General features: G+C 74.6%; 19 protein-coding genes. 10 read left to right on the top strand and 9 right to left on the bottom strand.

Annotated elements, in window-relative coordinates; genetic code table 11:
- Window positions 1-50: 50 nt before the first annotated feature.
- Window positions 51-1,007, top strand: a complete 957-nt coding sequence (locus J2S46_RS10070; RefSeq protein ID WP_191293019.1) for an aldo/keto reductase — start codon at window positions 51-53, stop codon at window positions 1,005-1,007.
- A gap of 48 nt (window positions 1,008-1,055) precedes the next feature.
- Here the strand turns inward: J2S46_RS10070 and J2S46_RS10065 are convergent, their stop codons facing one another.
- The 5 genes from J2S46_RS10065 to J2S46_RS10045 all read right to left on the bottom strand — a co-directional run bounded on the left by J2S46_RS10065 (window position 1,056) and on the right by J2S46_RS10045 (window position 6,346).
- Entirely contained in the window at window positions 1,056-1,796 is a 741-nt protein-coding gene (locus J2S46_RS10065) for a class I SAM-dependent methyltransferase (protein WP_191293020.1), read from the bottom strand.
- A gap of 114 nt (window positions 1,797-1,910) precedes the next feature.
- On the bottom strand, window positions 1,911-2,513 hold the full coding sequence (locus J2S46_RS10060) for a GNAT family N-acetyltransferase (protein ID WP_307349521.1): 603 nt from the start codon (window positions 2,511-2,513) through the stop codon (window positions 1,911-1,913).
- A gap of 52 nt (window positions 2,514-2,565) precedes the next feature.
- On the bottom strand, window positions 2,566-3,240 hold the full coding sequence (locus tag J2S46_RS10055; RefSeq protein WP_191293022.1) for a nitroreductase family protein: 675 nt from the start codon (window positions 3,238-3,240) through the stop codon (window positions 2,566-2,568).
- A gap of 59 nt (window positions 3,241-3,299) precedes the next feature.
- Window positions 3,300-4,937 (bottom strand): ABC-F family ATP-binding cassette domain-containing protein, encoded by a 1,638-nt coding sequence (locus J2S46_RS10050; protein ID WP_191293023.1) that lies wholly within the window; start codon window positions 4,935-4,937, stop codon window positions 3,300-3,302.
- A gap of 176 nt (window positions 4,938-5,113) precedes the next feature.
- Complete coding sequence (locus J2S46_RS10045; protein ID WP_191293024.1) at window positions 5,114-6,346, bottom strand: trypsin-like serine peptidase; 1,233 nt, start codon at window positions 6,344-6,346, stop codon at window positions 5,114-5,116.
- A 513-nt stretch (window positions 6,347-6,859) separates the two neighbouring features.
- On the opposite strand from J2S46_RS10045, the gene J2S46_RS10040 reads away from it, so the two are divergent.
- The 4 genes from J2S46_RS10040 (at window position 6,860) to J2S46_RS10025 (ending at window position 10,664) form a co-directional block, all read left to right on the top strand.
- The gene (locus J2S46_RS10040; RefSeq protein ID WP_191293025.1) at window positions 6,860-8,470 is read left to right on the top strand and encodes an ABC-F family ATP-binding cassette domain-containing protein; all 1,611 of its coding nucleotides are present in this window, start codon (window positions 6,860-6,862) and stop codon (window positions 8,468-8,470) included.
- An 82-nt stretch (window positions 8,471-8,552) separates the two neighbouring features.
- Window positions 8,553-8,780, top strand: a complete 228-nt coding sequence (locus J2S46_RS10035; protein WP_073925799.1) for a hypothetical protein — start codon at window positions 8,553-8,555, stop codon at window positions 8,778-8,780.
- Window positions 8,780-9,151 (top strand): toxin Doc, encoded by a 372-nt coding sequence (locus tag J2S46_RS10030; RefSeq protein ID WP_073925770.1) that lies wholly within the window; start codon window positions 8,780-8,782, stop codon window positions 9,149-9,151. The genes J2S46_RS10035 and J2S46_RS10030 overlap by 1 nt, the downstream gene beginning before the upstream one ends.
- Before the next feature lie 115 nt (window positions 9,152-9,266).
- Window positions 9,267-10,664 carry a M1 family metallopeptidase gene (locus J2S46_RS10025; RefSeq protein WP_191293026.1) on the top strand — a complete coding sequence of 466 codons (1,398 nt, stop codon included), beginning with the start codon at window positions 9,267-9,269 and terminating at the stop codon, window positions 10,662-10,664.
- 115 nt (window positions 10,665-10,779) lie between these two features.
- Here the strand turns inward: J2S46_RS10025 and J2S46_RS10020 are convergent, their stop codons facing one another.
- The 3 genes from J2S46_RS10020 to J2S46_RS10010 all read right to left on the bottom strand — a co-directional run bounded on the left by J2S46_RS10020 (window position 10,780) and on the right by J2S46_RS10010 (window position 13,742).
- Window positions 10,780-11,436 carry a Pr6Pr family membrane protein gene (locus tag J2S46_RS10020; protein ID WP_191293027.1) on the bottom strand — a complete coding sequence of 219 codons (657 nt, stop codon included), beginning with the start codon at window positions 11,434-11,436 and terminating at the stop codon, window positions 10,780-10,782.
- A 175-nt stretch (window positions 11,437-11,611) separates the two neighbouring features.
- Window positions 11,612-12,358 carry a response regulator gene (locus tag J2S46_RS10015; RefSeq protein WP_191293028.1) on the bottom strand — a complete coding sequence of 249 codons (747 nt, stop codon included), beginning with the start codon at window positions 12,356-12,358 and terminating at the stop codon, window positions 11,612-11,614.
- An 82-nt stretch (window positions 12,359-12,440) separates the two neighbouring features.
- Window positions 12,441-13,742: a sensor histidine kinase gene (locus J2S46_RS10010; protein ID WP_307349516.1), complete on the bottom strand. Its 1,302-nt coding sequence runs from the start codon at window positions 13,740-13,742 to the stop codon at window positions 12,441-12,443.
- Between the two features lie 247 nt (window positions 13,743-13,989).
- On the opposite strand from J2S46_RS10010, the gene J2S46_RS10005 reads away from it, so the two are divergent.
- Genes J2S46_RS10005 through J2S46_RS09990 form a run of 4 tightly spaced genes read left to right on the top strand, consistent with a single transcriptional unit; the run spans window position 13,990 to window position 19,722 of the window.
- Window positions 13,990-15,114 (top strand): CaiB/BaiF CoA transferase family protein, encoded by a 1,125-nt coding sequence (locus J2S46_RS10005; RefSeq protein WP_191293029.1) that lies wholly within the window; start codon window positions 13,990-13,992, stop codon window positions 15,112-15,114.
- Window positions 15,115-15,153: 39 nt separating this feature from the next.
- Complete coding sequence (locus J2S46_RS10000; protein WP_191293030.1) at window positions 15,154-16,296, top strand: acyl-CoA dehydrogenase family protein; 1,143 nt, start codon at window positions 15,154-15,156, stop codon at window positions 16,294-16,296.
- Between the two features lie 23 nt (window positions 16,297-16,319).
- Window positions 16,320-17,534, top strand: a complete 1,215-nt coding sequence (locus tag J2S46_RS09995; RefSeq protein ID WP_073925765.1) for an acetyl-CoA C-acetyltransferase — start codon at window positions 16,320-16,322, stop codon at window positions 17,532-17,534.
- 19 nt (window positions 17,535-17,553) lie between these two features.
- Window positions 17,554-19,722 (top strand): 3-hydroxyacyl-CoA dehydrogenase NAD-binding domain-containing protein, encoded by a 2,169-nt coding sequence (locus tag J2S46_RS09990; protein WP_191293031.1) that lies wholly within the window; start codon window positions 17,554-17,556, stop codon window positions 19,720-19,722.
- A 109-nt stretch (window positions 19,723-19,831) separates the two neighbouring features.
- Here J2S46_RS09990 and J2S46_RS09985 read toward each other — a convergent pair whose 3' ends face one another.
- Window positions 19,832-20,653, bottom strand: a complete 822-nt coding sequence (locus J2S46_RS09985; RefSeq protein ID WP_191293032.1) for a MerR family transcriptional regulator — start codon at window positions 20,651-20,653, stop codon at window positions 19,832-19,834.
- A 601-nt stretch (window positions 20,654-21,254) separates the two neighbouring features.
- On the opposite strand from J2S46_RS09985, the gene J2S46_RS09980 reads away from it, so the two are divergent.
- The gene (locus tag J2S46_RS09980) at window positions 21,255-22,019 is read left to right on the top strand and encodes a hypothetical protein (protein ID WP_191293033.1); all 765 of its coding nucleotides are present in this window, start codon (window positions 21,255-21,257) and stop codon (window positions 22,017-22,019) included.
- The last annotated feature ends 77 nt before the right edge of the window (window positions 22,020-22,096 follow it).

The raw sequence follows: 22,096 nt of genomic DNA, 5'->3' as shown, positions 1-22,096 counted from the left end.
GGTGCAGGCTGTCCCCGTACACCGGTCCCGTACCTGAAGGAGCATCAGTCATGCGTAGCAGCACACTCGGAGTCGGCGGTCCCGAGGTCGGCGTGGTGGGTCTCGGCTGCATGGGCATGACCTGGGCCTACGACCCCCGTGGACGGGACGACGCCACCTCCACCGCGGTGATCCGCGGCGCCCTCGACCTCGGGGTCACCCTGATCGACACCGCCGACGTCTACGGCCCCTACAGCAACGAGGAGCTGGTCGGCGCCGCGCTCGGCGGCGGCCACCGCGAGCGGGCCGTGCTGGCCACCAAGGTCGGCCTGGTGGTGAGCGACGGCGAGCGGCCGGTGGTCAACAACGGCCGGCCCGACCACATCCACCGCTCGATCGACGAGAGCCTGCGCCGGCTGGGCACCGACCACGTCGACCTGTACCAGCTGCACCGGGTCGACCCGCAGGTGCCGATCGAGGAGAGCTGGGGCGCCCTGGCGGAGGTGGTGGCGGCCGGCAAGGCCCGGCGGATCGGCCTCTCCGAGGTGAGCGTCGAGCAGATCCGGCGGGCCCAGGCCGTCCACCCGGTCGCCTCCGTGCAGTCCGAGCTCTCGCTCTGGACCAGGGACGCGCTCGCCGAGGTGCTGCCGTACACCGAGGAGCAGGGCATCGCCTTCCTGCCCTTCTCGCCGCTCGGCCGGGGGTTCCTGGCCGGCCGGTTCAGCTCGGCGGACGACCTGCCGGACGACGACTTCCGCCGGCGGCTGCCGCGCTTCCAGCAGGAGGCGCTGGCGGCCAACCAGGCGATCGTGGCCGGCGTCGGGAGGATCGCCGACCGGCGCGGCGCCACGCCGGCCCAGGTCGCGCTCGCCTGGGTGCTGGCACAGGGCCGCCTGGTGCTTCCGATCCCGGGCACCAAGACGCCCAAGTACCTGGAGGACAACGCGGCTTCGGCCGATCTGCTGCTCACCGCGGAGGACCTCGCCGAACTGGACGCGCTGCCCGCGCCCACCGGTACCCGGTACTGAGCCCGGACCCGGGCCCGGCGACCGCGCCGGGCCCGGGCGGCTCGCGGCTCAGGAGAGCACCAGCAGGTCCATCCAGCTGGTGGCGGGGTGCCCCGGCTCGGCCGCCGCGGTGGCCCGCAGCCGGGCCATGCCGCGCTCGAACTCCTCGTCGGTGAGGCCGCGCAGCTTGGAGTCGGCGTCCCGGCGGATCCGGGCGGCGAAGGTGCCCAGGTCGGCGGCGCTCTCCTGGGGCACGGCGCGCAGGGCGGTCCGGGTGAACCCGGCGGTGGCGAAGGCCGCGCAGACCTGCTCGACGGTCGGGTACCCCTCGATCAGGCGCTCGGTCCCGGGGAAGAACCGCACCCGCAGGTCCCGGTCGGCGCGGCCGGGGAAGATGTTGCGGATCAGCACCGGGGCCCCCGGCTTCAGCGCCCGTCGCAGTTCCGCGGCGGCGCCCGGCAGGTCGGGCAGGTGGTGGACGACGGAGCCCAGCCAGGCGGCGTCCGCGCAGCCGTCCGGGACGGGCAGGGCGTCGGCCCGGCCGTCGAGGACCTCGATGCCCTCCGTGCGGGGGATCATCGCGCGCATGGCCTCCGCCGGGTCGACGGCGAGCACCCGGACGCCGAACCAGTCGTGGAAGGCGGTGGCGAACGCGCCCGTCCCGGCCCCGACGTCCAGGACGGTGCTGCCGGGGGCGAGGGCGGTCTCGGCGGCGATGGCCGCGCGCCAGGCGTCCAGCCCGCTCCGGGGCACCTCCCGGGCGATCCGGTAGTCCTCGGCGGTCTGTCTGTCGTAGGCGATTCCTGCCATGGTTCCTCGGTCTCCCGGTGGTTTCTCGACGGGGTGGTGGGGGCGGCTCCGCGTCGGCGCCCGGCCGCGGCCGGTGGTCGGGGCGCGGTCGGGTCAGGACGGGGCGCCGGCCGCTCAGGACGGGGCGCGGTCCTGGACCCAGATCATCTTGCGGCCGGTCTCGCCGGGTGCGCCGACCGGTGCGGCGTCGGTCCGGTCCAGCCGGTAGCCGAGCCTGCGCGGGACGGCGGCGCTGCGGGTGTTGGCCTCGTCGCAGTGGATCTCCGCGCGGGTGATGCCCGGCAGGGCGAGCACGGCGGCGGTCAGCGCCCGCGCGGCGGCGGTGGCCAGACCCCGGCCGCCGTGGCCGGCGTCCGTCCAGTAGCCGATCTCCAGGGTGCCCGGGCCGACCCGGCCGTGCAGGCCGAACGCGCCGACCACGGCGGTGGGTTCGGCGTCGGGGACGAGCACGTACAGGAAGTCGGTGCCGGCCTGCCAGGCGCTGTCGCCGGCCCGGACCATCGCCAAGGTGGCCTCCGGGTCGGGTGCGTGGCCGGCCCAGGGCATCCACGGGCGCAGGTGGTCGAGGTTGGCCCGCACCAGCGCGTTGAGCGCCGGCGCGTGGACGGCCGCGCGACGGTGCAGGGAGTACCCGTCGGCGACGGTCAGCAGCTCGGGCGGTCGGGCGGTAGTGGTCTGAACCAAGGTCTGGACCACTGTGTGGGGCGTTCGGCTCATGGCCGCGAGTATCCCGCCCCGCCCGGGCCGCCGACCAGCGGATTTCCGGCCGTCAGAGGCGGACCAGGATCTCGTCCAGCTCCTTGCGCCGCAGGTCGGGGACGCGCGCGTCCGCCGCCGGGTAGCCGACCGGGATCACGTACGCGGCCCGCTCCTCGGCGGGGCGCTCGCAGACCTCGTTCAGGAACTTCATCGGGCTCGGGGTGTGGGTCAGCGTCGCCAGCCCGGCCTGGTGCAGGCAGGCCAGCAGCAGGCCGACCGAGATGCCCACCGACTCCTTGGTGTAGTAGGGGCGGGGGCTCCGCGGCCCCTTGTGCACCTCGAAGACCACGATCACGGCGGGGGCGTCCTCCAGGAACGGCTTCCGCCAGTCGGTGCCGATCGGCGCCAGCGCGGCCAGCCACTCGGCCGAGGCCCGGTGGTCGTAGAACTCGCGTTCCTCCGCCTCGGCGGCCTCCCGCAGCCGCCGCTTGCGCTCCGGCTCGGTGATCACCACGAACCGCCAGGGCTGCACGTGCGCGCCGCTGGGCGCGGTGGACGCCGTCCGGACCGCCCACTCCAGCACGCCGTCCGGGATCGGGCGGGTCGAGTAGTCGCGGACGGTCCGGCGCCGGGCCATCACGTCGTGGAAGGACCTGCTGCGTGCCTCGGCCTCGTGGGCGGGCACGGTCATGGGGCGGTGCGGGACGCTCGGGTAGGAGGTCCCGGCCGCTTCGATGTCAACCATGGTGGTCAGCACAGCACATGACGGCCCGTCGGCGGAAGGGCGCGGCCGGGGCCGGCCGGTCAGCTCTCGTGGACCAGACCACCGCGGACTTCGAGCCGCCGGTTGACGGTCACCGCCTCCAGCATCCGCCGGTCGTGGGTGACCAGCAGCAGCGTCCCGGTGTAGGAGGAGAGCGCCGACTCCAGCTGCTCGATGGCGGGCAGGTCCAGGTGGTTGGTCGGCTCGTCCAGCACCAGCAGGTTCACGCCGCGGGCCTGCAGCAGGGCCAGCGCGGCCCTGGTCCGCTCGCCGGGGGAGAGGGTCGCCGCCGGGCGGGTCACGTGGAAGGCCTTCAGCCCGAACTTGGCGAGCAGGGTGCGGACCTCCTCCGGGGTGAGCTCCGGCACCGCGGCCTCGAAGGCCGCCGAGAGCGGCTCGCCGCCGAGGAACAGCCCGCGGGCCTGGTCGACCTCGCCGACCACCACGCCGGAGCCCAGCGAGGCGCTGCCGCCGTCCAGTTCGAGCCGGCCGAGCAGGGCGGCCAGCAGGGTCGACTTGCCGGCGCCGTTCGCGCCGGTGATGGCGACCCGGTCGGCCCAGTCGATCTGCAGGTCCACCGGGCCGAAGGCGAAGTCCCCGCGCCGCACGGCGGCCCCGCGCAGGGTGGCGACCACCGAGCCGGAGCGTGGCGCGGCGGCGATCTCCATCCTCAGCTCCCACTCCTTGCGGGGCTCCTCCACCACGTCCAGGCGCTCGATCATCCGCTGGGTCTGCCGGGCCTTGGCGGCCTGCTTCTCGGTGGACTCGGACCGCATGTTGCGGCCGATCTTGTCGTTGTCGCTCGACTTGCGGCGCGCGTTGCGCACGCCGTTCTCCATCCAGCCGCGCTGCATCCGGGCCCGTGACTCCAGGCCGGCCTTGGTGTCGGCGTACTCCTCGTAGTCCTCGCGGGCGTGCCGGCGGGCCACCGCCCGCTCCTCCAGGTAGGCGTCGTAGCCGCCGCCGTAGAGGTTGACCTGCTGCTGGGCGAGGTCCAGCTCCAGCACCCGGGTGACGGTGCGGGCCAGGAACTCGCGGTCGTGGCTGATCAGCACGGTGCCCGCACGCAGGCCCTTGACGAAGGCCTCCAGCCGGTCCAGGCCGTCCAGGTCCAGGTCGTTGGTGGGCTCGTCCAGCAGGAACAGGTCGTAGCGGGAGAGCAGCAGCGAGGCCAGCCCGGCGCGGGCGGCCTGGCCGCCGGAGAGCGCCGTCATCGGCAGGTCCAGGCCGACCTTCAGCCCGAGCGAGTCGGCGACCTCCTCGGCCCGCTCCTCCAGGTCCGCGCCGCCGAGGTCCAGCCAGCGGTCCAGGCTCACCGCGTACGCGTCGTCGGCCCCGGCGCGGCCCTCCACCAGACCCTCGGTGGCCGCGTCCAGCGCCGCCTGCGCGGCGGCCACGCCCGTCCGGCGGGCCAGGAAGTCCCGGACCGACTCGCCCGCGCGCCGCTCGGGCTCCTGCGGGAGGTGCCCGACGTTGGCGGTCGGCGGGCTGAGCCTGAGCGAGCCGCCCTCCGGCGTGTCCAGCCCGGCCATCAACCGCAGCAGGGTCGACTTGCCGGCGCCGTTGGCCCCGACCAGGCCGACCACGTCGCCCGGGGCGACGACCAGGTCCAGGCCGGAGAAGAGGGTGCGGTCGCCGTGGCCGGCGCTGAGGTCTTTGACTACGAGAGTGGCGCTCATGATGCCCCGATCCTATCGGGGGCGCCGCCGTGCTCCCCGGCCGCGAGCGGGCGGTGGGCGGTGGTGACGCCGGCGGTGACACGGGCGGTGACACCACCGGTGACGCAGTGCGACGGCCCCGGGCCGCTGCGCGGGGCCGGGGCCGTCGTGGGTGGTGCGGTGCTACGCCGGTGGCGTCACTTCTTCGACATGAAGTCGAGCGCGTGCGCGGCCACGTCGTCCAGGTACGGGCCGGCCTGCCAGCCGCCCTCGTCGTTGCCGATCGAGGTGTCGCTGACCAGGGCGGGCTTGCCGTCCCTGGTACTGAACCAGCCGCCACCGCTGCTGCCGCCGGTGTTGCTGCAGCCGACGGTCAGCAGCGGCGGACGGCTCGCGTCCTTGGAGAGCCGCACCGGCTTGCCGCCCGCGCAGGTCTCCAGCTCGAAGCCGTCGTACGGCTCGGCGGCGGGGTAGCCGAAGGTGTTGATGCTCAGCTGGTCGCGCGGGGCGTTGAACCAGACCGGGACGGAACCGCCGACGGTCTCCTCCAGCGACTTGCCGCCGGCCTTGGGGTTGGCCACCTTGATGATCGAGAAGTCGTAGTGGATCGACCCGTTGAGCGCGCCCTCGGGCTCCGCCTCGCCCGCCCATTGCGGGGAGACGACGGCACCGACGGTGCCCCACTCGCCGTACGGCTCGGCCTGCTCGATGGCGCCCTTCTTGCCGCCGCTGAGGGTGGCGGCGCTGTTGAAGGCCGGGGCGAACATGATGTTCTCGTGGTAGCCGGCGCCCTTGCCCTCGTGGGTGCAGTGGCCGGCGGTCCACACCAGGTTGCTCTTGCCCGGGTGCGCCGGGTCGGAGATCACCGTGCCGGAGCAGACGTAGTCCTTGCCGCCGGACTGGAAGAAGACCTTGCCGTTGACGTGGAACTGCTTGGCGAACGGGTGCGCGACGGGCTTCGCCTCGATCCGGGCGGGCCGCGGGTCGTTGCCGCCGTCGGCGGGCTTGGCGCTGGGCTGGCCGCTCGGCTGCCCGGTCGGCTTGGCGCTCGGTGCCGGCGCGTCCGGTGCCTGCGCCGGCGGCTTGGCGTCGAGCATCCGCTGGATGTTCCAGTAGCCCGCGACGGCCGGCTTGACCACGTTCTGCTGGGCCCACTTGTCCCAGTCCTCGAACTTCCAGCTCTTCAGCTCGTCGAGGGTCGGCAGGTGCAGCGCGGCGGCGGCCCCGCCCCCGCCCGGGGTGCCGGCGGCGGACGCGGGCGGCGGCCCGTCCGGGACGGGCTCGCTGTTCTCCGGGCCGCAGGCGGTGGCCGCCAGCAGGGTCAGCGCGGCGACGGACGTGGTGAGCGCGGCGCGGGCGGTGCGGGCGCCTCGGCCGGTGCGGGCACTCTTCGCGTGCTGGTCGCGGGCAGCACGAAATACAGGTGACACGAGATCATTTCCCCCTTGGACTCCCCCGAACGGCCTCAGGCCGCCGGTAACGCAGCAGGGAGTCTCCCACGTCGGGTTCCGGCCACCGACAGGCACCCCCCGGTCGGTCCGGCCGGGCCGGTGGCCGGTGACGGATACGATCCGTGCCGCCGCGGCGCCGTGCGGGGACGGCCTGCGCCGGGCCGCCGGCCCGAAATCCGTTTGCGGGTCGGCGCGAGCCCCTCGTACCGTGGAACCCGTCGCCCCCGCCGGAACAGGAGAAGGCCGTTGCTCTACTGAGGTCCTGAGACACCGCCCCCGCGCCCTCGAAGAGCGCGGCGCGCGAGCGTGCGACCCCAGTGGTGAGCCGGCCCCGTAGGCCCAGGCAGCCCCGTAGGCCCAGGCAGCTCCGTCGACCCGGCCCGGCCGGCCGTCGCGGCATCCCCGTCGTGCCCCGCCGCACCCCGTCGTGCCCGCGGTGTCTCCCCGTGTTGCTACCTCCACCACCCCCAGCAACCGACCGGGAGGCCGACCATGGCTCAACCGACCACCACCTCCGTCCGCTGCACCGCCCTCGGCTTCGAGTGGCCGGACGGCACCACCGCCTTCGACGGCCTCCAACTGGCCGTCGGCCCCGGGCGCACCGGCCTGATCGGCCTCAACGGAGCCGGCAAGTCCACCCTGCTGCGGCTGATCGCCGGCGAGCTCGCCCCGAGCGCCGGCACCGTCCGGGTCGACGGCGAACTCGGCTACCTCCCACAGGGATTGACCTTGGACACCACCCTCAGGGTGGACGAGGCGCTCGGCATCAGGGCCGCCCGCGAGGCCCTGCACGCCATCGAGTCGGGCGACACCGACGAGCGGCACTACGACGCCGTCGGCCAGGACTGGGACGTCGAGGAGCGCGCCCGCGCCACCCTGGACCGGCTCGGCCTCGAACGGCTCGGCCTGGACCGCACCACCGGCGAACTCTCCGGCGGCGAGGCGGTGCTGCTACGGCTGGCCGCCCTGCTGCTGCGTCGCCCCGACGTCCTGCTGCTGGACGAACCGACCAACAACCTCGACCTGGCCGCCCGGGAGCGGCTGTACCAGGCCGTCGCGAGCTGGCACGGGGTGATGGTGATCGTCAGCCACGACCGCGAACTGCTCCAGCAGGTCGACCAGATCGCCGACCTGCGGGACGGCACGGTCACCTGGTACGGCGGCAACCTCGCCGACCACGAGCGGACCGTCGCCGCCCAGCAGGAGACCGCCGAGCGCCTCGTCCGGACGGCCGAGGCCGACGTCCAGCGGCAGAAGCGGGACCTGGCCGAGGCCAGGATCAGGCTGGAGCGCAGCGCCAGTTACGGCAGGAAGCGCTCGGTCACCCGCAACGATCCGAAGATCTTCGCCGGCACCTTCCAACGCCGGGCCCAGGAGACGGCCGGCCGCCTCCAGGGCATGCACACCGACCGGCTCGACGAGGCCAGGCAGCGGCTCACCGCCGCCGAGGAGGCCGTCCGCGACGACGCCGAGATCCGGGTCGACCTGCCGCGCACCTCGGTGCCGGCCGGCCGGACGGTGCTCGGCCTCGCCAAGGTCCGGCTGCCGTACGGCGTGACGGCCGACCTGGAGGTGCGCGGCGCCGAACGGATCGCCCTGGTCGGGCGCAACGGCTCCGGCAAGACCACCCTGCTGCGCACGATCGCGGGCGAACTCGCCCCGCTGGAAGGAGAGATCATCACCCCGGTGCCGCTGCGCCACCTGCCGCAGCGCCTCGACCTGCTGGACGACTCGCTGAGCGTCGCCGACAACGTCAAGGCCTTCGCCCCGGCCGCCGGCGACAACGCGATCAGGGCCAGGCTGGCCCGGTTCCTGTTCCGCGGCGGGCGCGCCGAGCAGCTCGCGGGCACGCTGTCCGGCGGCGAGCGGTTCCGGGCGACGCTGGCCGCCCTGCTGCTCGCCGACCCGGCCCCGCAACTGCTGCTGCTGGACGAGCCGACCAACAACCTGGACCTCGCGAGCGTCCGCCAGCTCACCCAGGCGCTGGCGGCCTACCGGGGTGCGCTGGTCGTGGCCAGTCACGACCTGCCGTTCCTGCGCGAGATCGGCGTCACCCGCTGGCTGGAACTGGACGGTGCGCTGCGGCCGGCCGCGCCGATGTGACCGGCCGCCCCGGCCAGGGGCCGGCCCGGTTCCCGCTCCGGCGGGGTACCGCGGCCGGTACCCCGCCGGTACCATCGGCGCCATGCCGGCCCTGAACATCGAGTACACGGAGCACGAACTCGCGGCCATCCGCGAGGCGGCGGCCGCCGACGGCAAGAGCGTGAAGGCGTACGTCCACGACCTGAGCGTGCGCGAGCAGCAGCGGCGGACCTTCGTCGACCACGCGGTGGCCTTCTGGAACGAGCACGTCGAGGAGTTCGACGCGGCCTTCCCCGAGGACGCGCCCCCGGCGAGGCCCGCCGCGGCGTGATGATCCTGCACGTCGACATCCGCTGGCTGCTCGACGTCCAGGAGCAGGCCTCGCCCGAGGATCTCAGCGTGCGGGACTACTCGGCGCTGCAGGCGGCGGTGGCCCGGCACCGGGTCAACACCGCCCAGCTCGGCCACACCGCCGACCCGGCCTGGTGCGCGGCGACGCTGATGCACACCATCGTGCTGCTGCGGCCGCTTCCGGTGCGCAACAACCTGTACGCCTGCATGGCGACCGCCGCGTACATGCACGCGGCCGAGGAGGGCATCGACCCGCCGTACGGCGCCCTGGTGGAGCTGGCCCGGGACGTGGCGGCGGGCACGGCCGACGTGTTCGCGGCGGCCGGCCGGATCCGCGCCTGGCGGATCTGAGCGCGGCGGGAACCCGCCTGGCCGCCGGGGCCCGGTGACGCCATGCGAGGCATCGCGCGCCGCCCTGCGGCGCGTCAGGTCCGGCCGGGAGCGGCCGTGTCCGAGCATGACGCCCATGACGAGAAGCACACGTGTGACCGCGGTCGTGTCCGCCGCCTGCGCCCTGGTCCTGCTGGCCGCCGTGCCCGCCTCGGCGGGCGGGGCCGAGCCCGGCGCGGCCGACGCCCCCGGCGCGGGCGATCCGTACTTCCCGCTGTCCGGCAACCGGGGGTACGACGTCCGGCACTACGACCTCGACCTCGACTTCACGCCCGCCTCCCACGAGTTGGTGGCCGAGGCGACCGTCACCGCGACGGCGGGGGAGCGCCTGGAGCGCTTCCGGCTGGACTACTCGGGGCCGCGGATCGAGAGCGTCCTGGTGGACGGGCGGCCCGCGGAGCACCTGCGCAGCGGCCAGAAGCTGGTGATCCGCCCGGCGCGCGCGATCCGCGCCGGCGCGGAGTTCACCGTCGAGGTCCGCTACCGGGGCGTCCCGGAGCGGATCAGCGACAGCGTCCTGGGCGACTACGGCTGGTTCAACACCGACGACGGCGCCGTGGCGCTGAACGAGCCGGACGGCGCGCGCACCTGGTACCCCGTCAACGACGACCTGCGGGACAAGGCCACCTACACCTTCCGTCTGACCACGCCGAACGGCGTGCGGGCGCTGGCCAACGGCGAACCCCGGGGCGAGCCGCGGATCCACGGCGACCGGACCACGACCGTCTGGGAGATGCGCGAGCCGATGGCCGGCTACCTGTCCACGGTGGCGATCGGGAACTTCACGGTGACGCGCGGGGACGCGGACGGCATCACGAACATCACGGCGTACGACCCGGCCGGCGGCGACGGCTCCTTCCTGCAGCGCAGCACGGCCGAGGCGGTGGCCTGGGAGGCCGAGCGCTTCGGCCGCTACCCGTTCGACTCGACCGGCGGCATCATCGACCGGGTCGGGGCCGGCTACGCCCTGGAGACCCAGAGCCGGCCGGTGTACGACGGCGCCCCGGACGAGCTGACCGTCGTCCACGAGGTGGCCCACCAGTGGTTCGGCGACAGCGTCACCCCCGGGACCTGGCAGGACATCTGGCTCAACGAGGGCTTCGCCACGTACGTGGAGTGGCTCTGGCAGGAGGGACACGGCGGTCCGAGCGCCCGGGAGACCTTCGAGGGCTACTACGCGACGCCGGCCGAGGACCCGTTCTGGCTGCTGAAGACCGGCGACCCCGGGCACGACGACATCTTCAACGGGGACGTGGTCTACACCCGGGGCGCGATGACCCTGCAGGCGATCCGCGACGCCATCGGCGACCAGGACTTCTTCGCGCTGCTGCGGGAGTGGGCCGCGACCTACCGGCACGGAAACGCCGCCACCTGCGACCTGCTCCGGCTGGCCGAGAAGATCTCGCACCGGGACCTCGGCCCGCTGTTCGACGCCTGGCTCTACACGGCGGCGAAGCCGGGGCCGACGGCCTGACCCGGGCGGTCGCGGACCCGGCGCCCGGGCCGCTCGCGCGATCGGCGGGGCGGACAGGACGAAGGGCGGTGCGGTGTCCGGGCCGGACACCGCACCGCCCTACGCGGGGCCGCGCTCAGGCCTCGGCCGGGACGGTCCGCCGCAGCTTGCCGGCGACCAGGGTGCCGAGCCGGTCCAGGCCGACCACGACGGCCGCGAGCACCACGAACTCGACCGTCAGCAGCACGATCTGGCCCCAGACGTAGCCGTAGCCCTTCTCGGTCGGGTCGAAGAAGAAGTACGGGTACGGGGTCGGGTAGTTGGAGAACAGCGCCGCGCGGGCCATCACGATGCCGGCGTAACCGAGCGGGAAGGCCAGCCAGAGCGGGATGTCGCGCCAGTGCGAGGCGTTGCGCGGGCGCAGGGTCAGCCAGTCGAGGATCACCAGCACCGGGGTGACGTAGTGCAGGAAGAACGAGGACCAGTGCTGGAGCTTGTCCGGTCCGTCGAACAGGCCGGGCAACGGATTGGCGCCGTGCTCCAGCAGGATGTGCGAGACCAGCCCGGTGATCAGGATGTAGAGGGTGACGGCGCCGCGCAGCCGGGGCGCGGGGGCGTCGACGGTGCCGCGCTGCTTCATCCAGTAGACCGCGCCGGCGAAGTAGGCCAGCACGAAGACGTTGCTCTGGATGGTGAAGTAGACCAGGGAGCCGGTGCCGAGGGTCAGGCCCGTGGCCGCCGATATCACGATGGCCAGGCGCCACCAGAGCGCGGGCCGGGTCCAGACGGTCATACTGTCACCTGATCTTTTCGGGAGGTATCGGACGGGAAGGTCGTCGCACTCTACTGGCTGGTAGGGGCGGGCGTGAAGGAGATCGTCCCGGGTCGGAGCCGCCGGGCCGGCGGTGTGCGGGGCGGCCGGCCCCGCCGGAGGTCCGGGCGGGGCCCTCGCCGCGGCGAGGGCCGGGTCAGCCGGGCAGGACGAAGCCCGACTCGTAGGCCGCGATCACCGCCTGGGTGCGGTCACGCGCGCCGAGCTTCGCCAGCACGGCGCCGACGTGGGTCTTGACCGTCTCGGTGCTGACCGCCAGCCGGCCGGCGATCTCCGCGTTGCTCAGCCCTGCCGCCATCAGCCGCAGCACCTCGCCCTCCCGCCCGGTGAGCCGGCCGACCGGGCCCGGGTCCGGGCGCCGCGCGGGGGCCTGCCGCCGGGCCAGCTCCCGGACGGCGGCCGGGAACAGCAGGGAGTCGCCGCGGGCCACCAGCCGGACGGCCTGCACCATCTCCTCGGCCCTGGCCCGCTTCAACAGGAACCCGGCGGCGCCGGCCCGCAGCGCGTCGTAGACATGGTCGTCGTGCTCGAAGGTGGTCACCACCAGGATCTTCGGCGGCTCGGCCATGGTCGCCATCAGCTGCTCGGTGGCCCGGATGCCGTCGATGCCGGGCATCCGGACGTCCATCAGCACCACGTCCGGCCGCAGCTCGCGCACCAGCGGTACCGCCTCCGCGCCCGAGGCGGCCTCGCCGACCACGGTGAGGTCCGGCTCGGCGTCGATCACCACCCGCAGTCCCAGCCGCACCAGCCGCTCGTCGTCCGCGACCAGCACCCGGACCGGCCCCGGGGCCTCGCGCGACGCGCGCCCGGCCGTTGCGCCGTCCGCCCGTGGGCCGTCCGCTGCCGGAACGTCCGCCGTCGGACCGTCCGTCGTCGTCATGTCGTAGCCCCCGTCATCGTGCCCCTCCCGTCGTTCCGCGGGTTCGCGGCCCGGCGGCGTCCGGCCGCCCCGGTGACGCCCGTCATGGCGTTGTCCCCGTCATGGCGTTGCTCCCGTCGTACGGCCGCCCGGTGCCGGGCTCCCCGCCGGTGCCTGGTCCGCCTCCGTGCGCAGCGGCAGCCGGACGGCCAGCCGCCAGTGCCCGCCGTCCGGGGTGGGGCCGGCCTCGCAGCCGCCGCGCAGGGCGGCGGCCCGTTCGCCGATCCCGCGCAGCCCCCGGCCCCCGCCCGGCGGCCAGCGGATTGGTCAGCTCCAGCTCCAGCCGGTCCACCCGCAGGTCGATGCGCAGCACGGCCGGCGCCGCCCCCGCGTGCCGCAGCACATTGGTCAGCCCCTCCTGGACGATCCGGTACGCCTCGCGGGAGACGGCCGGCGGCAGCCCGGGCAGGCCCGGCGGGAGCGCGGCCCGGACCGTGACGCCGGTCCGCTCCAGCTGGCGCAGCAGGTCGTCGAGGACGGCCAGGGTCGGCCCGGCCGGGGCCGGGTCCGCCGGCTCCTCCTCGCGCAACAGGCCCAGGACGGTGTCCAGTTCGCTCACCGCCTCGCGGGCCGTCCGCTCGATCGCCCGCAGTGCCTCGGCGGCGAAGGCCGGGTCGGTGACCAGCACCCGGGAGGCGGCCGCGGCCTGCAGGCCGACGGCGCTCAGCGCGTGCCCGACCGAGTCGTGCAGTTCCCGGGCCAGCCGGTTGCGCTGGGCCAGCACGGTGGCCCGCCGCTCGGCCGCCGCGAGCCGCTCGTCCGGGGTCGGCCCGAGCAGCGCCGGCGCCGACCGTGCGAGCAGGGCGCCGGCCCCGGCGTTGGCGGCCAGCAGCAGGAGGAGGAGCGCCAGGCCCAGCGCCGGGCCGCCGATCCACTGGTGCTCCCGCCACCAGGCGGGGGCGTGGTCCAGGGCGCCCAACGGCAGCAGCAGCGTGACGGCGGCGGGCGGGACGGCGAGCGACAGCCCGCTCACCACCCCGCCGAGGAAGAGGTGCAGCACGTACCAGGCGGCCGTCCGGCGCCGGGCCGCCCAGGTCCGGGCGGGGCCGGTGGACAGTTCCCCGGCCGCCCCGGCGCAGAGCACCCGGGCGGCCGTGGCCTCCAGCACCCGGACCATCGGCAGCAGCGCGGTGACCGCGGCCAGCGGCAGCGCGGTGCCGAAGGCGACGAACTGCAGGGCGACCCGCCGCAGCGGGTCGCTGCCCGGGAGGAGCGCGCCCAGCACCACCGAGGACAGCAGCCAGTACGGCATCAACAGGGCGCCGCCCAGCACCAGATGCACCCACCGCCGGCGCGGCCGCCGTCCGAGCAGCGCGCTGCCGATCCCCCGTACCCCCGCGTTCACCGGACCGACTGTACGTCAGGTGCTGGTCGGCCGACCCGGCGCACCGGGCGGCGCCGGCGTCGGCAGCCCGGGTGCGGGGCGCGGGCGGGGCGGGGCACGGGGGAGCGGGGCGCGCCGGCCGGTGGCCCGGTCCGCGGTCGGCGAGTGCCCCGGGACCGGGTGCGCGCCGCCCTTGTTACCGGCGGGTCGCTTATCTATCATCGCCAGTGTTACAGCTTTACTGTCAAACCGACGAAGGGGGCAGCAGGTGGACGGCGCGACCAACCCCGGCCCGCTGGCCGGCGTGCGGGTGGTGGAGCTCGCGGGCATCGGCCCGGGCCCCTTCGCCGCCATGCTGCTGGCCGACCTGGGCGCCGACGTGGTGCGGGTCGACCGCCCCGGCGCCGGGCCGCTGAGCATCGACCCGGCGTACGACCTCACCAACCGCAACAAGCGGTCCGTCCTGGTCGACCTCAAGTCCCCCGAGGGGCCGGGCCAGGTGCTCGGCCTGGTCGAGCGCGCCCAGCTGCTGATCGAGGGCTACCGCCCCGGCGTCGCCGAACGCCTCGGGGTCGGCCCGGGCGCCTGCCTCGCCCGCAACCCCGCCCTGGTCTACGGCCGGATGACCGGCTGGGGCCAGGACGGCCCGCTCGCCGCCCGGGCCGGCCACGACATCGGCTACACGGCGCTGGCCGGCACCCTCGGCATGATCGGCGACCCGGACGGCCCGCCGGCGATCCCCGCCAACCTGCTCGGCGACTACGCGGGCGGCTCGCTGTACCTGGTCGTCGGCCTGCTGGCCGCCCTGCACCACGCCCGCGAGAGCGGCGCCGGCCAGGTCGTCGACGCCGCCGTGGTGGACGGCGCCGCCCACCTCACCTCGATGCTCTGGGGCCTGCTCGCCGCCGGCAGCTGGCAGGACCGGCGCGGCGTCAACCTGCTCGACGGCGGCGCGCCCTGCTACGCCGTGTACGCGGCCTCCGACGGCGGCCACCTCGCGGTGGGCGCGCTGGAGCCCCAGTTCTACGCCGAGTTCGGCAAACTGCTGGGCCTGGAGGCGGACGCGCCGGGACAGTTCGACATCCCGCGCTGGCCGGAGCTGCGGGCCCGCATCGCCGCCCGGTTCGCCACCCGCACGCTGGCCGAATGGACCGCCGTCTTCGACGGCACCGACGCCTGCGTCGAGCCGGTGCTGACCATGCGGCAGGCGGCCGGCCATCCGCACCTGGTGGCGCGCGGCACCTACACCCGGGTCGACGGCGTCACCCAGCCGGCCCCGGCCCCGCGCTTCTCCGCCACCCCCGGCACGCTGCGCCGGCCCCCGGCCCGACCGGGCGCCGACACCGCCGAGGTCGCCCGCGACTGGGGCGTGCCCGCGCTCGCCCCCCGCTGACCGCCGCCACGGCTCCGACCGCCCCGAGAGGACACCGCAGTGCAGCGAGACATCTACACCGAGGAGCACGAGGCCTTCCGGGAGACCGTCCGGGCCTTCCTCGCCAAGGAGGTGCTCCCGCACCACGACCGCTGGGAGCGGGCCGGCATCGTCGACCGCTCCGCGTGGACGGCCGCCGGCGCGCAGGGCCTGCTGGGCCTGGCCGTCCCCGAGGAGTACGGCGGCGGGGGCAGCGCCGACTTCCGCTACAGCGCCGTCCTGGCCGAGGAGTTCACCCGGGCCGGCGCCTCCGGCCTGGCGCTCGGCCTGCACAACGACATCATCGGCCCGTACCTCACCTCGCTGGGGAACGAGGAGCAGAAGCGCCGCTGGCTGCCCGGCTTCTGCAGCGGCGAGCTCGTCACCGCCGTGGCGATGACCGAACCCGGCGCCGGGTCGGACCTCCAGGGCATCCGGACGCACGCCGTCGACCAGGGCGACCACTACCTGCTCAACGGGTCCAAGACCTTCATCTCCAACGGCATCATCGCCGACCTGGTCGTGGTGGTCGCCCGCACCACCCCGGAGGGCGGCGCGCACGGGCTGAGCCTGCTGGTGGTCGAGCGCGGGATGCCCGGCTTCGAGCGCGGCCGCAACCTCGACAAGATCGGCCAGAAGGCCCAGGACACCGCCGAGTTGTTCTTCAACGACGTCCGGGTGCCGAAGGCCAACCTGCTGGGGGAGGAGAACGGCGCCTTCGTCTCGCTGATGCGCAACCTCGCCCAGGAGCGGCTGGCCATCGCGGTGTCGGCGATCGCCGGGGCCGAGCACCTGGTCGAGATCACCACCGAGTACGTCAAGCAGCGCGAGGCCTTCGGCCGGCCGCTCGCCAAGCTGCAGCACGTCCGCTTCGAGATCGCCGAGCTGGCCACCGAGTGCGCGGTCACCCGCGCCTTCGTGGACCGCTGCATCACCGAGCACAACCGCTGGGCGCTCACCCCGGTGGACGCCTCGATGGCCAAGTGGTGGGCCACCGAACTGCAGAAGCGCACCGCCGACCGCTGCCTCCAACTGCACGGCGGATACGGCTACATGGCCGAGTACCCGGTGGCGAAGGCGTTCACCGACGGCCGGATCCAGACCATCTACGGCGGCACCACCGAGATCATGAAAGAGATCGTCGGCCGCTCCCTCCTCGGCTAGACCCTCCCGGAAAGGCACCCACCGTGACCACCGAAGCGTACGTCTACGACGCTGTCCGCACCCCGCGAGGCCGGGGCAAGGCGAACGGCTCGCTGCACGGCACCAAGCCGATCGACCTCGTGGTCGGCCTGATCCACGAACTGCAGGCCCGGTTCCCCGGGCTGGACCCGGCCGCGATCGACGACATCGTGCTCGGCGTGGTCAGCCCGATCGGCGACCAGGGCTCCGACATCGCCCGGATCGCCGCCATCGCGGCCGGACTGCCGGACACCGTCGCGGGCGTCCAGGAGAACCGCTTCTGCGCCTCCGGCCTGGAGGCCGTCAACCTGGCGGCGGCCAAGGTCCGTTCCGGCTGGGAGGACCTCATCCTGGCCGGCGGCGTCGAGTCGATGTCCCGGGTCAAGATGGGCTCCGACGGCGGCGCCTGGGCGATGGACCCGATGACGAGCTACCGGACCGGCTTCGTCCCGCAGGGCATCGGCGCCGATCTGATCGCGACCATCGAGGGCCTGTCCCGCACCGACGTGGACGCCTTCGCCGCCGAGTCCCAGGCCCGCGCCGCCAAGGCCCAGGCGGACGGGTACTTCGACCGCTCGGTCGTCCCGGTCAAGGACGTCAACGGCCTGGTCGTGCTGGACCGCGACGAGTTCATCCGCCCCGGCACCACGGTGGAGACCCTGGCGGGCCTCAAGCCCTCCTTCGCCGGCATCGGCGAGGCCGGCGGTTTCGACGCCGTCGCCCTGCAGAAGTACCACTGGGTCGAGTCCATCGACCACGTCCACCACGCCGGCAACTCCTCCGGCATCGTGGACGGCGCGGCCCTGGTCGCGATCGGCTCCCGCGAGATCGGCGAGCGGTACGGGCTGCGCCCGCGGGCCCGGATCGTGTCCGCCGCGGTGTCCGGCTCCGAGCCGACCATCATGCTGACCGGGCCGGCCCCCGCCACCCGCAAGGCCCTCGCGAAGGCCGGCCTGACCGCCGACGACATCGACCTGGTCGAGATCAACGAGGCCTTCGCCGCCGTGGCGCTCCGCTTCATCCGCGAACTCGGCTTCCGGCACGACCAGGTGAACGTCAACGGCGGCGCGATCGCCCTCGGGCACCCGCTGGGCGCGACCGGCGCGATGCTGATCGGCACCCTGATCGACGAGCTGGAGCGCCGCGACCTGCGCTACGGCCTGGCCACCCTCTGCGTCGGCGGCGGTATGGGCGTCGCCACCGTCATCGAGCGCATCTGAAACGGGAGACCTCCACCTCATGAGCAACACGACTGCCATCCGCTGGGAGCAGGACCAGGACGGTGTGGTCACCCTCGTCCTCGACGACCCCGCCCAGTCCGCCAACACCATGAACGCCGGCTTCACCGACGCCCTGGAGGCGACGGTCGAGCGGCTGAAGGCCACCGAGGGCCTGCGCGGGGTGATCGTCACCTCCGCGAAGAAGACCTTCTTCGCCGGCGGCGACCTGCGGCTGATCTCCGCGGCGACGCCGGAGAGCGCCGACCAGGTCTTCGCCAACTCGATGCGGATCAAACGCGCCCTGCGCACCCTGGAGACCCTCGGTCGGCCGGTGGTCGCCGCCATCAACGGCGCGGCGCTCGGCGGCGGGCTGGAGATCGCGCTGGCCTGCCACCACCGGATCGCGCTGGACGCGCCCGGCAGCAGGATCGGGCTGCCCGAGGTCACCCTGGGGCTGCTGCCCGGCGGTGGCGGCGTGGTGCGCACGGTGCGGATGATGGGCATCACCGACGCGCTGCTCAAGGTCCTGCTGCAGGGCAGGCAGTACCGCCCGGCGCAGGCCCTGGAGAACGGCCTGGTGCACGAACTGGCCTCCACCCGCGAGGAGATGCTGGAGAAGGCGCACGCCTTCGTGGCCGCCAACCCGGAGGCCGTCCAGCCTTGGGACGTCAAGGGTCACCGGATCCCCGGCGGCACCCCGAGCACCCCCGCCTTCGCCGCCAACCTGCCGGCCTTCCCGGCCAACCTGCGCAAGCAGCTGGCCGGCGCGGACTACCCGGCCCCGCGCAACATCCTGGCCGCCGCGGTCGAGGGCGCCCAGGTCGACGTCGACACCGCGATGGTGATCGAGGCCCGGTACTTCACCGAGCTGGCCTGCGGCCAGATCTCGAAGAACATGATCCAGGCCTTCTTCTTCGACATGCAGGCCGTCAACTCCGGTGCGGGCCGCCCCAAGGGCGTGGCGCCGCGCGAGGTCCGCAAGGTGGCGGTGCTGGGCGCGGGCATGATGGGCGCGGGCATCGCGTACTCCTGCGCCAAGGCCGGCGTCGAGGTGCTGCTCAAGGACGTCACCCCGGAGGCGGCCGAACGCGGGAAGGCCTACTCCGCCGGGCTGCTGGACAAGGCCGTGGCGCGCGGCCGCTCCACCGAGGCGCAGCGGGCGGAGCTGCTGGCCCGGATCACGCCGACCGCCGACGCCGCCGACCTGGCGGGTTGCGACGTGGTGATCGAGGCGGTGTTCGAGAACCCGGAGCTGAAGCACAAGGTCTTCCAGGAGGTCCAGCAGGTCGTGGCGCCGGACGCGCTGCTCTGCTCCAACACCTCCACCCTGCCGATCGGCCTGCTCGCCGAGGGCGTGGAGCGCCGGGCGGACTTCATCGGCCTGCACTTCTTCTCGCCGGTCGACAAGATGCCGCTGGTGGAGATCATCAGCGGCCCGGAGACCGGCGCCGAGGCGCTGGCCCGCGCCTTCGACCTGGTCCGCCTGATCGGCAAGACGCCGATCGTGGTCAACGACTCGCGCGGCTTCTTCACCTCGCGGGTGATCGGGCAGTTCATCAACGAGGGCGTCGCCATGGTGGGCGAGGGCGTCGACCCGGTCTCGGTGGAGCAGGCCGCCGCCCAGGCCGGCTACCCGGCCAAGGTGCTCTCGCTGCTGGACGAGCTCACCCTCACCCTGCCGCGCAAGATCCGCGGCGAGGCCCGGCGGGCCGTCGAGGAGGCCGGCGGCACCTGGACCGAGCACCCCGGCGACGTGGTGATGGACCGGATGCTCGACGAGTTCGGCCGCCCCGGCCGCAGCGGCGGCGCCGGCTTCTACGGGTACGAGGACGGCCGCCGGGTCCGGCTCTGGCCCGGCCTGCGCGAGCACTTCACCGGGGGCGCCGAGGCGCAGATCCCGTTCGAGGACATGAAGGAGCGGATGCTCTTCGCCGAGGCACTGGACTCCGTCCGCTGCCTGGAGGAGAACGTGCTGACCTCGGTCGCGGACGCCAACGTCGGCTCGATCCTCGGGATCGGGTTCCCCGCGTGGACCGGCGGTGTGCTCCAGTACATCAACGGCTACCGGGGCGGCCTGCCCGGATTCACCGCCCGGGCCAGGGAGCTGGCGGCGGCGTACGGCGAGCGGTTCGAGCCGCCGGCGCTGCTGGAGCGGCTGGCGGCCGAGGGCGGCCGTTTCGCGGACTGAGCCCGATCCGTCCGGACGGCGCCGCGCGCGGGGAGACCCGCCCGCGGCGCCGTCCGGCGTCGACGGGCCGGGGGCTGGTGGTTGGTGACGCGGTGGCCGAGTGGCCGGGTCAGCCTTCGGCGGGCCCGTCGGTCCGGTCGCCCAGGTCCTCGCCGAGCTCCTCGCGCAGCGAACGCTGGAACGCCGTCACCAGCGCCTGCGCGATCATCGGCTGGATGTGGTCGGTGAGCCCCTTCATCCGCTCCAGCTCGGCCGGCGCCGGGCCGCTCTCCCGGTACGGCTTCCAGACCGTCTCGCGGAACAGCCGGTGCAGCTCGTGCGCCGTCGCCCGGCTGTGGCCGAGCACCACGGCCCGGGCCGCCACCAGGGTCTCCAGCGGGATCGGCACGTCCAGCACCCGCACGCCCAGCGGGAGCAGACCGGGGTCGACCCGGAACACGTCGGGGTGGGCCGTCCGCTCCAGCGCCCCCATCGCGGCCAGCCGGGCGATGTCGGTGTCCGACAGCGCCCGCCCGGCCCGGCGCTCCAGCCGGGCCCGCCCGGTCTCCTCGGCGGTCTCCGGCATCCAGGACGCCACCAGCGCGCGGTGGATCGCGAGGTCGAGCGAGCTGATGTCCTCGGGCAGCCGGGCCAGGTAGCGCTCGATCGCGGCGAGGGTGAGGCCCTGTCGCTGCAGCTCCTCGATCAGCTCCAGCCGGTCCAGGTGCGCGACCCCGTACAGACCGACCCGGCGCGGGCCCAGTTCCGGCGGCGGCAGCAGCCCCTTGGTGCTGTAGAAGCGCAGGGTCCGGACGGTGACCCCGGCCCGCGCGGCCAGCTCGTCGACGGTGAGCCGCAGCGGGGGCGTGCCCGGGGTGCCGGGGGCGGCCGGTGCGGACACGGCCCCGGTCGGGCTTCCGGACAGGCCGGGCGTGGCGGGCGTGGCTGTCATGGCTCGGCGCCTTTGCTGCTCGGGGAACCTGTCGGCGGGAACCGGTCGGAACACTCTCGCTGTGACAGTAGCAGTGTGACACCGCCCGTAGCCGGTCTGTCCGCGTCCGGTCCGGTCCTGCCGCGGTCCCCGCCCGGCCCCGGTCCGGAGGCCGGCCGGCGGTTCTGCCGGACGGCCGGCGCCGGGCCGCTGCCGGGGGGCGCCGAACGGCGGGGCGTCCTTGCTTATACGCCTGAAACGCTCCGTCCGCAGGGGTTTCGGCAAACATTTCACATGTCCCGGCAAAGACTTCCGCCCGGGCCTTGCCCTACCCGTGGTTACCCGATGGGATGCGCGAGTCCTTCCGCCGATCTTGGCCGGCGTCCCCCGACGCCCGCCGCCCCGCCCGCTCCGGCCCGTACCCCCGGCCTGCCCTCACCGCCTCCCCGCTCCGCCCGCCGCCAGCGCCACCACGCTGCTCCCGGCTACGAGCGGCCGGCGGCCGGGCCGGCAGGTGACGCGTCCGGCAGCGCCGGCGTCCCCGATCGGACGGCGGACACCCCCCAGAGCGCCCGGACGATCCGGTGCGCGTGAAATTCGAACATCGAGGTCGGGCCCCATCGTGCGTCTCCACACCCCTGCCGCCGGACTCCTTGCCGTCGCGGTGCTCCCGCTGGCGCTGACCGCCTGCTCCTCCAGCACCCCGCAGGCCGCCGCCCCCGCGCCGGCCACCACCGCGGCCGCCCCGGCGACCCCGGCCGCGGCGCCGTCCGCCACGCCGTCCGCGGCCCCGGCCGCCGCCGACCCCAACGCCGGCCTGCTGACCGGTACGCAGCTCAAGGCCCTGCTGGCCCCCGCCACCGCCTTCGCCACCGGTTTCGCGATCGACGCCGCCAGCACCCGCGACACCGGCGACACCTACCAGCTCCCGGCCGTCACCGAGGTGCCCACGCCGGACTGCACCCGGCTCGGCGGGACGTCCTGGACGGAGATCACCGGCATCGCCGGGGTCTCCTTCGCCGAGAACGCCTACATCGACAAGAACGCCTCGGCCGAGTCGGCCCAGGAGATCGACGTGTACCGCGACAAGACCGCCCAGACGGTCGTCGGGGCGCTCGGCAAGCTCTCGCTGGCCTGCCCCGGCTACACCGACCCGCAGACCAACGGCAAGGTGACGGTCGCCGAGAAGGCGCTGCCCGCCGTCGGCGACGAGGCCTACGTGATCACCCTGACCAGCCCCGCCTGGAAGGGCGGCACCACCCTGGTGGCGGCCCGGGTGGGCACCGCCGTGGTGACGGTGCTGGCGAGCAGCGGCACCGACAAGGGGACGGCCACCGCGACCAAGCTGGCCGGCCAGCTGGCGACGGGGCTCAAGGGCAAGGCCTGAGGCTCCCGCCCGGCGGGCCCGGTCCGGTACGCCGGCCCGGGCCTGCCCCCGGCCCGGGCCCGCCCCCGGCGCGCGCC

Source organism: Kitasatospora herbaricolor (genome assembly GCF_030813695.1).
Classification (GTDB): domain Bacteria; phylum Actinomycetota; class Actinomycetes; order Streptomycetales; family Streptomycetaceae; genus Kitasatospora; species Kitasatospora herbaricolor.
Note: the sequence above shows the minus strand (reverse complement) of the source record. Positions and strands in the feature narration are given on the sequence as shown.